This is a genomic window from Clostridium sp. J1101437_171009_A5, assembly GCF_015547905.1.
In the GTDB taxonomy this organism is placed as follows: domain Bacteria; phylum Bacillota; class Clostridia; order Oscillospirales; family Oscillospiraceae; genus Pseudoflavonifractor_A; species Pseudoflavonifractor_A gallinarum.
In genome coordinates this window covers 261,995-275,297 of record NZ_JADMVY010000001.1, presented here as the reverse complement: position 1 = coordinate 275,297, position 13,303 = coordinate 261,995, and the positions used below count along the sequence as shown (strand labels likewise).

At 63.2% G+C, this 13,303-nt stretch carries 7 protein-coding genes; 3 read left to right on the top strand and 4 right to left on the bottom strand.

The features are described from left to right. Positions 1–148 precede the first annotated feature (148 nt). The gene (locus tag I2C21_RS01460; protein WP_195278317.1) at positions 149–1,354 is read left to right on the top strand and encodes a tRNA(Met) cytidine acetate ligase; all 1,206 of its coding nucleotides are present in this window, start codon (positions 149–151) and stop codon (positions 1,352–1,354) included. Positions 1,355–1,401: 47 nt separating this feature from the next. Here I2C21_RS01460 and I2C21_RS01455 read toward each other — a convergent pair whose 3' ends face one another. Continuing rightward, a complete protein-coding gene (locus tag I2C21_RS01455; protein ID WP_207730554.1) occupies positions 1,402–2,280 on the bottom strand; it encodes a rhomboid family intramembrane serine protease in 879 nt (292 codons plus the stop codon). Positions 2,281–2,372: 92 nt separating this feature from the next. Further along, positions 2,373–4,706, bottom strand: a complete 2,334-nt coding sequence (locus I2C21_RS01450) for a polysaccharide pyruvyl transferase family protein (protein WP_195278316.1) — start codon at positions 4,704–4,706, stop codon at positions 2,373–2,375. Between the two features lie 206 nt (positions 4,707–4,912). On the opposite strand from I2C21_RS01450, the gene I2C21_RS01445 reads away from it, so the two are divergent. Together I2C21_RS01445 and I2C21_RS01440 are read left to right on the top strand one after the other, a co-directional pair. Then, complete coding sequence (locus I2C21_RS01445; RefSeq protein WP_101693518.1) at positions 4,913–6,016, top strand: glycosyltransferase family 4 protein; 1,104 nt, start codon at positions 4,913–4,915, stop codon at positions 6,014–6,016. A 14-nt stretch (positions 6,017–6,030) separates the two neighbouring features. Beyond that, positions 6,031–7,569 (top strand): O-antigen ligase family protein, encoded by a 1,539-nt coding sequence (locus tag I2C21_RS01440; RefSeq protein ID WP_195278315.1) that lies wholly within the window; start codon positions 6,031–6,033, stop codon positions 7,567–7,569. Positions 7,570–7,626: 57 nt separating this feature from the next. Here I2C21_RS01440 and I2C21_RS01435 read toward each other — a convergent pair whose 3' ends face one another. Beyond that, positions 7,627–10,863 (bottom strand): GLUG motif-containing protein, encoded by a 3,237-nt coding sequence (locus I2C21_RS01435; protein WP_195278314.1) that lies wholly within the window; start codon positions 10,861–10,863, stop codon positions 7,627–7,629. Next, positions 10,847–13,300, bottom strand: coding sequence for an efflux RND transporter permease subunit (locus I2C21_RS01430; protein WP_195278313.1), 2,454 nt, complete (start codon positions 13,298–13,300; stop codon positions 10,847–10,849). Before I2C21_RS01430 ends, I2C21_RS01435 begins: the two co-directional genes overlap by 17 nt. Between the last annotated feature and the right edge of the window lie 3 nt (positions 13,301–13,303).

Below are 13,303 nucleotides of genomic sequence, written 5' to 3'. Positions count from 1 at the left end.
TCCTTTATTTTGGGTTCCCCGGCTTGTGTGCCGGGGGGAAGGTATTGTAGAATAGAGCTGTAACATATGTATTTTAGCGTATTTTTCTGGAAAGAACAACCCCGCTTTGCCCCATGTGATAGGATTTTTTTCAAGGAGGCCCCTTTTTATGCGCGCAGTTGGAATAGTAGCCGAATATAACCCCTTTCACACGGGACACGCCTGGCATATTGCCCAGACCCGCCGCCGTCTGGGCGGGGAGCGGGCCATCGTGTGCGCCATGAGCGGGCACTGGGTTCAGCGTGGGGAGTGTGCGCTGACCGACAAATGGCGCCGGGCGGAGCTGGCCCTGCGGGGGGGCGCCGATCTGGTGCTGGAGCTCCCCACCCTGTGGGCCTGCGCCTCGGCCGAGGCCTTTGCCCGGGGGGCGGTGGAGGTGCTGGCCGGGACGGGAGTGGTGGATACCCTCTCCTTCGGCAGCGAGAGCGGGGAGTTGGAGTCCCTCCGGGCGGCGGCCGACTGCCTGAACCGGGAGGAGTACCACCGGGAGGTGCGCCGTCTGGCGGGGACGGGGATGGCCTTTCCGGTGGCCCGGCAGGCGGCGGCTGCCGCGCTGCTGGAGGAACAGGGGCGGCCGGACGGGGCGGACTGCCTGGCCCGGCCCAACGACAACCTGGGGATCGAGTACCTCCGCTTTCTCCCGGCCGGGTGGGAGGCCATGACCGTGCAGCGGCAGGGCGTGGCCCATGACGGCGGGGCGGCGGAGGGCTTTGCCTCGGCGTCCCATCTGCGGCAGCTGCTGCGGGCAGGAGAGAGCGGGGCGGCAGAGCCATTTCTCACCCAGCCCTGGCAGGGAAACCTGGCCGACGGAGCGCGGTGCGAGCGCCTGGTGCTGGACCGTCTGCGTACCATGGAGGAGGGAGACTGGGCCCTCCTCCCCGACAGCGGGGCCAGAGAGGGTCTGCCCGAGCGGCTGGTGCGCTGCGGCCGGGCGGCGGGCACGGTGGAGGAATTTTTGACCCTGGCCAAGACCCGGCGCTATACCCACGCCCGGCTGCGGCGGATGGTGACCTGGGCCTTTCTGGGTCTGACCGCCCGGGACCGGCCCGTGCATGTGCCCTATCTGCGGGTGCTGGGCTTCAACCACCGGGGCAGGGCGCTGTTGGCCGAGATGAAGGAAAAGGCCACCCTCCCCATCCTCACGAAACCGGCCCACGCACGGGCACTTTCCCCGGAGGGGCGGGCCCTCTTCGCACTGGAGAGCCGGTGTACCGACCGCTTCGGACTGTGCCTGGAGGCGGTCCCGCCCTGTGGGGAGGAGTGGCGGCACAGCCCGGTGGTCCTGCGGGAAACAGAATACAGCGTCGTTCCATAGACAAGAAATGGGTCCGTTCCCTCCAGGGGAACGGACCCGTTTGTTTATCACTGGATATGCACGTGGTTGTTGATGTGCTCTTTGCAGTAGCAGTAGTAGCCGTTGCACTTGGAGCAGTAGCGGAACTCCAGATCAGGGTAGTCCGTGTCGGTCTTGCCGCACACGGCGCACTTGTGGATGTACCCCTTTTTCTGCTGGGCCTGCTGCGTGGCCTTCTTGAAATTGACGGTCTGAGCCGAGGCCTGATGGCGGCGCCGGGCGTTGGCACGGCGGAACAGGCGGCTGATATCCGACCAGAAGAAAATGGCGTAGTTGACCCAGGCGGCGATCAGCATGGGCAGCAGAACGGGGAGCAGAATGGGCAGGAACACCCGGTTCATGCTGACGATGTTCCACACCTGAAGGAAGACATAGAAGCCAGCCAGCCACTTGGCCTTGACGGGCAGAATGAAGTACACCCGGATCTGAGCGTCGGGATAGAGGGTGGCAAAGGCCAGGAACAGGGTCTCATGGACCGAACCGAGGCTGATCATATAGCCCATGGTGCCGCCGGTCCAGAAATAGGTGACGATGCTGGCCAGGAAGGTGAGTACCGCGCCGCAGAGGTAGAACAGGGTGAATTTGGCACTTCCCCAGCTCTCTTCCATGGTATTGCCCAGGAAGTAATAGAAGAACATGGCGACCACGAACCAGATCGGCCTGGAGGCCTCGGGCACAAAGACAAAGGTGACCAGGCGCCAGAGCTGAAGATTCAGAATGGCGGCCCCAAAATCCAGTCCCAGCAGGGCGCTGGCCATACCGCTGGAGAACATGTCCAGCACATAGACGATGACGTTGCCGAAGATGATATAGTTGATGAGATGGGGGATCCCGAACCGCGGATGTTTGTAGCAGAAGCGGTCCAGCCAAGTGTCGATCGAACGCAAACGAATACCTCCCAAACAGTATTGTCCAGAGTCTACCCTATCCTAGCAGGGTGAAACGGAAAAATCCAGAACAATTTGTAAATATTTCAGTCCTACTTCAAAACCTTTCGGATGACCTGCTTCATCTGGGGGGTGAGGACCTTGGAGGCCATGCGGTAGGGCAGCGGGGGCTGGGAGAGGAACTGGGCCGCGGTCTTTTCAAAGGGACGGGTGCGGAAGGAGGCAAAGAAGGCGGCGCGTTTGGGGCTGGGCACGCTGGGGGAAGCCAGACGGGGATTGCCCGCCACTGCCTCGGAGAGGGGGCGCTCCACCTGGCCGAACCGGTCGGCCAGGGCGGCGAAACGCTCCTCCGCCTTGCCCGAGTTGACCAGCACCAGAGAGATGCCCTTGCTCCGGTCGGTAGGCAGCTCCAGCTTGGGGTCCAGGCCCCAGAAGTCGCCCAGGGTGAAGTCGGCCGGCCGGTGGGTGTTGGTATAGGCGCACTGGGCACAGCAGGGACGCAGGAAGAGTCCCATGCCGAAGCCCCGGCCGAAGGTGGTGCGATAGAGCACCTCGGTCCAGTGGCTGCCGTCCGAGAACTCCGCGGTGAGGTGGGCGGTCTGCCAGCCGTGCTCCTTGTCCCGGAAGCGCAGGCCCATGACCTGCTTACCGTGGGTGTGCTCCAGCTCCTCCACAAAGGCGCGGAGGACGGCGGGGGAGGGTACGCCGTGACACACCAGATCCACGGTGGTGAGCTGGGGGTAGTCCCGGCCCAGATAGCGGTTCAAACCGTCCACCTGGCAGGCAAGGCCCGAGAAGAGCACGGGCGTTCCCTGCTCCAGAAGATCCTTGATCTGGCGGAAGGTGTCGCCCAGATCGCTCTGGGCGTATTTGGAGCCCCGCATGGGGGCCAGTTCCGCCTCGGTGCGGGCGGCGGCATGGCGCACGATGCGGCCCTGCTCCAGCACGGCCCCGAAGACCACGCCCCCCCGCTGGAAGGTGTCCCGGGCCAGAACGGTGAAGAAGCCGCCGGAGGTGCTCTTCTGCCGCACGGCCTCCTCCTTGCACCAGACGGCGTGGACCGGATCGGGCTGAGCATCGCTGTCGGCGGCGGGACGGGGATGCAGGCCGGGACAGACTCCCTCGCACTTCCGGCAGAGCACACAGGCGTCGGATACCACGGGGCGGAGGAAGCCCTCGTGGTCGGGCTGCATGGAGATGGCGTTCACCGGGCAGACCGAGGCGCAAGCAGTACACCCGGTGCAGGCCGCCGGGGCGCACAGAGTGGGCCGGTTGGCGGGCGCGGTGGGCTCATCCGTCTGCTCGGGGGGAATGGGGGTGCCCTCAATGGCGGCCTTCAGATAGGCCAGACAGTCGCTGCGGGCCTCGGTGAGCTTTTCATGGACATGGTCGTAGTCGATGGGGGCGTCCACGGGGGCGGTAGTCGCCATGCCGATGACCCGGTCGGCGCAGCCCAGCCGGGAGAGGAGGCTGTAAATGCGGGAGAAGGTGGGGTTGGCCCGCTCCTTGGGGGACATGGAGGTGAAGAAGGGGCGGTCGAACTGGAGGGAGAAGACCGCACCGTGGAAGGAGTTGGTGCACACGCAGGCGGCATGCTGGAAGAGGCCCAGGAACTCCCGGGGACCGGCGTCAAAGACCAGCTCCTTCACGCCGGGGAGCTTCCGCCGGGCACCGGCCAGCTGCACGATGGGCCAGCCGGTGCGCTCGGCCAGGGCCTGGACATAGGGAGCCACCTCTCCGGGATCGGAGACAAAGTAGCACAGGATGTAGGGCCCCTGGATCTTGGGAGCCACGGCCAGCTCGCCCCACTGCTCGCCGGTGAGGAGCAGGGTGGGGTCCAGCACCAGCCGGGCATCCCGTCCGGCCACCTCTTTCATGAGTACCTGTCCCCGCTTCTCCCGGGCGGAGAGGGCGTCAAAGCTGGAGAGATAGTGCCGGAACTGGGCGTCATAGGGGGGCGGAAGGGTGGGGGTGGCCAGACTGGGCGCGTAGGAGATCTTCCGACCCTCCCGGACAAAGTCCAGCAGGAAGGCGGGCTCAAACTGCTTGTCCGCGTAGATGAAGGGGTTCCAGATCTGGTCGCTGCCCGCCACATAGACGTCATAGGCGGGCGGATCGTTTTTCAGCTCCTGAAAGGAGGTGTAACGGCGGGGGCTCAGATTCATCTGCTCCTCCACAAAGGCATTGAAGCGGTCATAGCGGGCCTTGAAGGCGCCGTAGTGGAGGGCGGTGTGGGCGTCAGAGGCCAGTGCGCGCACCGAGGCCGAGCGCTTGAAGAGCTCATTGGTGCGTGTGGTGTGGGGCAGACGGAAGTCGATGATCTCGCAGTCGTGGCCCAGGCCCTGAATGGCCCGCATGGTGGCGTAGGCCTGAAGCTGAGCCCCGTAATGGTGGGCAAAATGGAAGGTGATAAGACCTGTTTTCATAATCAAGGGTCACTCCTGTATTATTTTCCACGGCATTTAGCTCTCTATTATACCATATACCTATCATACCCTTCAAGACAAATCGGGAAACCGGTGGGAAGAGGAGAATCGGGAAGAAAGAGTGGACAAACCGAGTGGTTGACGGTAAAATAAAGAGCGTGGGTTTCTGTCCACATCAATCAAGAAAGAAAAGGAGGGTCCTTTTTATGATGAAGGTCCTCTATCTGCTCAACTTTGCCGGGAAGGCCGGCACCGAGCGGTATGTAGAGACGCTGGTCCGCTATCTGAACCACACCCGGGTGGAGGCCTATTTCGCCTACAACGAGGGCGGGCTCCTGGTGGAGCGTCTGGAGGAGATGGGCGTGCCCTGTCGCCGGGTGGAGATGCGCCGCCGCTTTGACTTCAAGGCGGCCAAAGAGCTGGCCGAGCTGTGCCGGGAGTGGGAGATCGACCTGGTCCACTGCCACTACCTGCGGGAGCACTACACCGCCCTACTGGCCAAGAAGTACAACCCCCACATCCGGGTGGTATACACCAACCACTTCGTGCTGGCCAACGATGCCCTGACCCGCCTGTCCAACCGCTGGATGGACAAGCGGCAGGATCAGATGATCGCCGTGTGCAACAAGGGAAAGGAACAGCTCATCGCCAACGGCTGGTCCGGGGATCGGATCCAGGTGATCTTCAACTCGGTGGACCCGGCGGCATGGGCCGGGGACCGGTCGGAGTCCACCCTGCGGCAGGAGCTGGGCATCCCGGAGGACCGGTTCGTGATGCTCTGCGCCTCCCGTTTTGCCGAGGACAAGGGGCACAAATACCTCATCGACTCCCTCAAGCGGCTGACCACCATCACGGCGGTGCCCTTCACCATGGTGCTGGCGGGAGACGGCCCCCTGCTGGAGCCCTCCAAGGCCCAGGTGAAAGAACTGGGTCTGGAGGAGCAGGTGAAGTTCATCGGCTTCCGCAAGGACATCAAGAACCTCTACAAGGGTTCGGACCTGTATGTGAACGCCTCGGAGCACGAGGCCCTGTCCTATCTCATCATCGAGGCCATGGCGGCGGGACTGCCCGTCATCGCCACCGATATGGGCGGCAACCGGGACATCGTCAACGACGAGGCCGGCTGCGGCGCGCTGGTGCGGTATGACGATCCGGTCTCCATGTCGGAGGCCATGAAGCGCCTGATGGAGGACCCGGGCCTGCTGGCGCGGTGCCGCGAGGGGGCGCTGCGGACCATCGACGAGAAGTTCGAGATCCACAAGTGGATGGAAAAGACCTATGCCGTCTATGAGGCCGCACGGAAACGCTGAAAAAGGAGAATCCCATGTCAATTGCAGAAAACAGTATCTTGCTGCGCTTCCTTCTGGGAATCTGGCAGGTCCTTGCCGGGGCCTGGGGGGAGAGCGCTGTGGGGCGGGTGTTTGCCCGGATGGGCCGGGCCATCTGCCGCTGGGTGCAGGGAAGCGCCCTGTGCCAGTTCGTCTGGCGGGAGGGCACCCTGCCCAAAAGCTGGCGGGAGAGCGTATCCTGCTCTCTCTTCACCCTGATTTTAAACCTGCCCTGTACCCTGGTCCGGTGGATCTACCGGGTGGGGAAGGGGGTGTGGGACGGAAGCCTGGTCTTCCGTGCCCTCTCCGCCATGGGCGGGGCCAGCTTCTTCCTGATGGGCCTCTTCCTGCTGGTGATGCTGATCGCCCCCCACCAGATCTGGAACAATGCCTACGGCCTGCTGGGCGCGGTAGGTGTGACCGCCCTCTTTGTGGTGGGGAGTGCATCCCGGCCCAAGCACCATCTGGAGAGCGCCATCTTCGGGCCCTATATGCTCTTCTATCTCATGTGCATCGGCTGTGCGCTGGTGGCCAGTCTGTCCACCCGCCTGTCCATGCGTTTCTTCTCGTTCCATGTGATCTCCTTCCTCATCGTGGTGCTGGTGGTCAGCTCGGTGAAGCGGTATGAGCAGCTCCGGCTGATGGTGGCGCTGGCGGTGGCCGGAATCACGGTGGCCGCCCTGTATGGCTGCTATCAGGGCTATGTGGGCGTGGAGATCGTGGCCTCCCAGCAGGACATGACCGTCAACTACGGCATGCCCGGGCGGGTCTACTCCTTCTTTGATAACCCCAATAACTTCGCCGAGCTTCTGGTCATGCTCATCCCGCTGGATCTGGGCATTCTGATGGCCGCCAAGACCTGGCGTGGAAAACTCTGGTCCTTTGTGGCGCTGCTGCCCTGTTTGGCGGCCATCGGCCTGACCTACTCCCGCTCGGGCTGGATCGGTTTGGCCCTGGCGGTGTGCGTGTTCATCGCCCTGGAGAACTGGCGCCTGGTGCCGGTGATGCTGGTGGCCGGCCTGTGCGCCATCCCCTTCCTGCCGGAGACCATCTATAACCGGATCCTCACCATCGGCAATATGAAGGATTCCTCCACCCGGTACCGCTTTGCCATCTACGACGCGGCCCGGGATCTGATGAACGACTACTGGTACAAGGGCGTGGGCCTGGGCTCCGACGTGATGAAGCAGGCCTTCCACGCCTACCCGGCCATGTTTGATGGAAGTTTCCCCATCCACACCCACAACAATTACCTCCAGATGTGGGGCGAGACGGGAATCTGGGGCTTTTTGAGCTATCTGGCTGTGCTGGCCTACACCCTCAAGACCGGCGTGAAGCAGTACTATCAGACCATGGACAAGCGAGTGCGCCATATGCTGGCCGCCGCCCTGGGAGCCTTCTGCGGGATTCTGGTGATCGGCTTTGCCGAGTACACCTGGTTCTATCCCCGGAATATGTTTATCTACTGGTTCCTGGTGGGCGTCATCATGGCCTGCGTAAAGCTCTCCCGGATGCCCCGCCGGGAGGAAAACTGAACAGAGTGCAAGAGAGCGGGCCGTCTGCCGGAAAGCAGACGGCCCGCTTTTTTGTTCTTATACCGGTGCGGAAGGTTGCTCGGTTTCGGCCGCCGGAGTGCTCCGGGGCGTGCCGCGCCGACGCCGGAAGAGGAGCAGGCCGCCGGCCAGCAGAAGAAGGACGCCCCCGCCGCAGCCGATCAGCAGGGGGAGGGAGGGACCCGGCTTGACGGCCAGAAGGAGGGAACCGGAGGAGGGCGCGGAACAGACCAGATAGCTGCCGTCCACGGTGGCATCCAGCTCGGTCAGAGCTCCGTCCTCCAGGAGGAAGACCCGGGCGGAGGGATCCTCACTGCGCAGGCGCAGTGTGACTTGGGAGGGGACCTCCGCGTCGGGATCGGTGATGTCGTAGGAAGTGCTGTCCAGCACCTTGAGGCCGGAGGGGAGCAGGGCGGCGTCACAGTTCCAGTCGGCAATGCTCAAACGGGCCGCAGGTGAAAAGCTGCCCTCGGCCAGGAGCAGGGGCTGTGTGCCGCCCGAGGAGATGGTGGTGGTCCAGTTGTCATAGACCGCGTGGACCGTGACGCTGCGGCGGAGATTGACCTGGGGGAAGTCCTCCCAGGTGCCGTAGCGCCCTTCCCAGACGGGGACGTCGGGGATGTTCGAGGGGTCTATGCTGCCGCCGTATTCCACAGGAATGGAGCGGATCACCGTTCCGTTGGAGACAAAGGAGACCTGGAAGTCCAGAAAATCGGCGGGCAGATCGGGCAGTGCGGAGAAGGCCTCGTAGGAGAGCCCTTCGGCCTGGCCGGTGTAGCTCATGCCGTCCACGCCCCCCAGCTCTTCCTGGAGGAAGTAGTTCTCAGAGACCGTGCCGTCAGCGGTCCCGGCCACGGCGCCCAGCTGTTCGCCGGAACTGTCGATGACGGTCATGGCGAGACAGCCGGAAATGTCCCGGCCCTCGCCGGCGATCCCGCCCAGGGCGTCGCCGCCCTTCAGCTCGGCCTGGGCGGCACAGTCCCGGATGACCGAGCGGGAGAGCCCGGCGATCCCGCCGGCCTGTCCGGCGTCATCCGTCTCCACGCGGCTGCGGCTGACGCACTGGAGGATGGCGCCTACCTCGCCCCGGCCAACAATGCCGCCGGCCGAGTCCTTTTTGGCGGTGATATCTCCGTCGTTGCGGCAGCCCAGAACGGTGGCGGTGAGCAGGACTGTGGTGTCCACCAGGACCTGCTCATCCTCCAGGTCCAGATCCTGCTCCGGGTCCTCCCCCAGCTCCAGGGAGACCATACCGGCGATCCCACCCACATTGGCATCGGCCTGGATGACGCCGGTATTGGTACAGGTGCTGATTCGGCCCGGACCGGTGTCCGCATGGTCGGCGGAGATGTCCTCCACCGTCTTTTTCGGCTGGTCGGTCAGCGCCCGGATGGCGGCCCGGGCCACATCCAGCTGGGTGAGGATGGCGGTCGTGGTGGTGTGGACGTCCTGATTGACCGAGGAGGCGCCGCTGGTCATCTTCTCCACCTGGTCGTGGATCAGGGAGAGCTGGGCATCAATGTCGTCGGCCGCACTCTGTCCCTTGTCGCTGGCGGTGTCCCAATAGGCTTTGAGGGTGTCAGAGATGAGATCGGTCTGGGTGCTCACCGTATGGAGGGAGTCACTGGCGGACTGCCCATAGGCGGAAGCGCTCTTCCGCAGGGCATCGGTGGCCTTGTCCAGGGCGGAGAGAGCGGCATCGGCATCGTCCCAGTCCTCCTGAAGGTCGTCACTGGTGTCCTGATAGATGCGGTTGAGGGAAGAGCTGAGGCTCTTGCTGATGGAGGCGATGTTGCCGATGGCAGTGCGGATACCGTCCAGATGGCCGCGGATGTCCACGCTCTGGATGGCATCGGCTGCCTCCCGCAGGGCGGCGAGCTTTTCGCTCAGCGAGCCATCCCCGCTGACGATGCGCGCCACATCTTTCACAAAGTTCTGGAGCTGCTCCAAATCGCGGTGGAGGGCGTCCAGATTGCCGCCGATCCCCTGGTCCACCTCCCGCTGGATGCGGGAGAGGTCACTTTCCAGGGTGTCAAAGGCGTCGGTAAGACCGGCATCGGCATCTCCCGCCAGGTGATCGGCCGCGGTGCGCAGGTCCGAGATGGATTTGTCCATGGCGCTGAGCTGCCGCTCGGCGTCGGCCCGGAAGGAATCGGTGCAGTCCAGCAGGAGGTCCAGGGCCTGGCCCATGGACTGTGAGGCGGTATAGATGGTCTGGATGGCGGCATCCGCATCTTCCATTCCCTCGGTACCGGCGGCATGTGTCCGATCCCGGATGGCGTCCATGGCGTCGCTGATGGCCTGGGTATCTTGGGCGGCGTCTCCAACGGCGTCACTGAGCTGGTCAGAGAGGGTCTGCATCTGCCCGGAGAGGTTGGAGAGGGCCGCATCCAATTCCTCCATGGGGTCCGTCCCGAAAGAGAGCTCCACATGGGGCTCCAGCTGTCCCACGATGCCGCCCACATCCTTGCGGCCGAAGATGCTCCCCGTGTTGCGGCAGGAGACCACCGCTCCGCTCTGGAGCCCCACGATGCCGCCGGTGTTGTAGCCCAGATGGGGGTATCCCAGGTCGGCGTCATTTTCACAGAACTGGATGGTGCCGGTGGAACGGCCGGCGATGCCGCCGGTGTTGCTGGGTGCGCTGGCTTCGCCGTCCTGGTTGACGGGGCCGTGGTTCACACAGTGCTCCACGAGCCCGTCGTTGTGCCCGACGATTCCACCGGCGTCGGCGGAGGCCTTTACCTCGGCCTGGTTGGTGCAGCCGCGGATCACGCCGCCGGCCTCGTTGATGCCGGCCAGTCCGCCCACCCGGCTCTCTCCCTCCACCTGGCCGGAGACGGTGCAGTTAGCAAGTGTGCCGCGATTCTGTCCAACCAGAATTCCCACATCGGAGCGGGACCCATCCGGGGCGAGGACGGCGTCCTCCACCGTCAGATCGGAGACCACCGCGCCCGCCTCGATGCGGCGGAACAGGCCGGCCTGGGAACCCCGCTGGGTGTGGTAGAAGTGAGTGATCTTGTGGCCGTTTCCGTGGAAGGTACCACAGAAGACCGGGATAGAGGTAAATCCGCTGCCCGAGAGATCCAGATCGGTCTGAAGCTCCACGGTCAGCCCTTTGGAATAGGCGTCACTCTGGCAGGACTGAGCAAAGTCTAGAAAATCGGTGATGCTGGAGATAGAAAGGGTATCCCCGGCAGCCCAGGCGGGAGGGAGCAGACTCAGGCAGAGGACCAGGGAGAGCAGCGCCGCCGCGGAACGTTTAAGGATGGTCTTCATGGTCTTCCTCCTGTAAGAGATCGGGTTTCTGGTAATGGCTCTCGATGAGGGCGTCCACACTGCCGTGGAGCACGCCCTTGAACTCGCCGTCGATGAAGCCGGAGACATGCCCCCGGACATGGCCATCCAGGCGCATGGTGCCCTGGTTGAAGCGCTGCTTCCGGTCCCGGTTGAGGGTGATGGCGGTGCGCTCAATGAGGGCGTCACCCAGCAGCAGGAGCTGGGGCAGGACGGTCATGACCAGCAGGATGGAGGTGAGGGTGCCCCGTCCGAGGGCCAGCCCCACCGAGCCGATGGTGGCGTCCGTGGAGATATTGCCGATGAGGAAGCCGGCCACCGACATGACGCTGCCCGAGGTGAGTACCGTGGGGAAGCTCTGGTTCAGGGCCTGGACCACCGCCTCCCTGCGGTCCATCCGGGTCTTGAGATCCAGATAGCGGTTGGTGATGACGATGGCGTAGTCGATGGTGGCGCCCATCTGAATGGAGGAGACCACCAGATAGCTGAGGAAGAACATGTTGGTCCCCGTGAGAGCGGGGAAGGAGAAGTTGATCCAGATCGAGCCCTGGATGGTCAGCACCAGCAGGATGGGAAGTCCGGCGGACTTGAAGGTAAAGAGCAGGATGACCATGACGAACAGGGCGGTCAAAATGCTGATCTTCAGGTTGTCACCGGAGAAGGAGCTGGAGAGGTCGAAGGCGTTGGTGGAGTTGCCCACCAGCACCACATCGTCACCGTAGTGGGCTTTGGCGATGCTGCGGATCTGATCCAGGAGGGCATAGGTCTCTTCGCCCTCCTGGGGGAGATCGGCCACAAAGACCAGGCGGGACCAGTGTTCGCCCCGCAGCTGCTTGAGCCCGGCGTCCAGTGTCTCCTGGAGGTCCTCCACCTCCCGGGCCTGCTCTCCGCTCAGGGAGACCACGCCCTTGTCCTTTTGCTCTAACAGGAACTCAAAGACGTCCACCAGGGGGGCTGTGTATTGGTCCACGTCCTGGAAGATGGCCCCGTATTCCTCGTTGGAGAGGCCGTAGGCCTGATAGAGAAGCCGGGCCAGCTCCACATCCACGCCGGCCAGCTCTGCAAACTGGCGGGGGGTGAGCTGGTCGGTCAGATAAGTACCGTCCTCCACCTCGATATTGGCAAGGCCCGTGGCCGAGGTGATGTTGGGGAGGGCTTCCACCTGCCGGAGGACCTGGCCCTCCTTCTCGTAGTCGCCCCGGGGGACCAGAAGGGCGATGGTATTGGTCTGGCCAAAGGTGTCGGCCACCTTCTCGTCGGCAATGCGCCACTCGGGCTTGTTGTCAAAGTCGGTGTCCGTGTCGATAAAGACATAGTCGCAGCCATTGGAGAGGACCGCGCAGACGATCACCACCACCAGGAAGATGGGGGGAAGCAGAAAACGCAGCTTGACCACGCCCTGGCCCCAGAAGGTGATCTTGGGAACCAGATTCCGGTGCCGGGTGCGCTCGATGGGGGTATGGAAGAGCATCAGCAGACCGGGCATGAGCAGGAAGACGCACAGCATGCTGCATACGATGCCCTTGGCCAGGACGATGCCCATATCAAAGCCGATGCGCAGCTGCATGAGCATCAGGGCCACCAGACCGGAGATGGTGGTGAGGCTGGAGGAGGAGATCTCCAAAATGGCCTTGGAGAGGGCGGTGATGTCGGCCTCCCGGGCGTCCAGTCCGTTGTCCCGCTCCTCCATATAGCGGTGGCAGAAGATGATGGCGTAGTCAATGGCCAGCGCCAGCTGAAGGACAATGGCAATGGAGTTTGTGATAAAGGAGATGGTGCCGAAGATGAAGTTGGTCCCCATGTTCAAAATGGCGGCCACGGCAAAGACAATGAGGTAAACGGGGACCTCCATATAGCTCTTGGAGGTGAAGGTCAGCACGATCACGATGACGGCCGCCGCGATGAGCAGAATGACCGACATCTCCTTCTGGAGGCTGACCGAAATATCCCGGCCCACCGTGGTGGAGGGATAGGCGTCATAGCCCTCCAGAAGGGTATTGATGGACTCCATGGCCGCCACGGTATCGGGGTCGGTCTCCTCCCCGTCAAAGGTGACGGAGAAGAGGGCGGAGGAGTCCTTGTAGTGCTCCTCTGTGTGATCAAAGACCACCTCGGAGACCCCTTCGATCTGGGAAATATGCTGTGAGAGGGCATCTGCCTGCTCAAAGGTGATGTTGGACACCATGACATTTGCGGTGCCCAGGGTGACGAACTCCTCCTCCATGATGGTGAGGCCCCGGCGGGTCTCGGTGTCGGCGGGGAGATAGGAGGTGATGTCATTGTTGATCTGCACCTTGTTGATGGAAGCAGCACAGAAGATGCTGGCCGCCAGAAAGACCAGATAGAGCGCCTTGCGCTTGTCTACGATGAAGCGGGCGAGCTTGATAAGGAAGGTTTCACTGTTTTTACTCTGAGACATCGG

Bases quoted from the DNA above. Each gene is read 5' to 3' on its own strand.
- I2C21_RS01460 (WP_195278317.1), top strand. From the start codon at position 149: ATGCGCGCAGTTGGAATAGTAGCCGAATATAACCCCTTTCACACGGGA.
- I2C21_RS01450 (WP_195278316.1), bottom strand. From the start codon at position 4,706: ATGAAAACAGGTCTTATCACCTTCCATTTTGCCCACCATTACGGGGCT.
- I2C21_RS01445 (WP_101693518.1), top strand. From the start codon at position 4,913: ATGATGAAGGTCCTCTATCTGCTCAACTTTGCCGGGAAGGCCGGCACC.
- I2C21_RS01440 (WP_195278315.1), top strand. From the start codon at position 6,031: ATGTCAATTGCAGAAAACAGTATCTTGCTGCGCTTCCTTCTGGGAATC.
- I2C21_RS01435 (WP_195278314.1), bottom strand. From the start codon at position 10,863: ATGAAGACCATCCTTAAACGTTCCGCGGCGGCGCTGCTCTCCCTGGTC.
- I2C21_RS01430 (WP_195278313.1), bottom strand. From the start codon at position 13,300: ATGTCTCAGAGTAAAAACAGTGAAACCTTCCTTATCAAGCTCGCCCGC.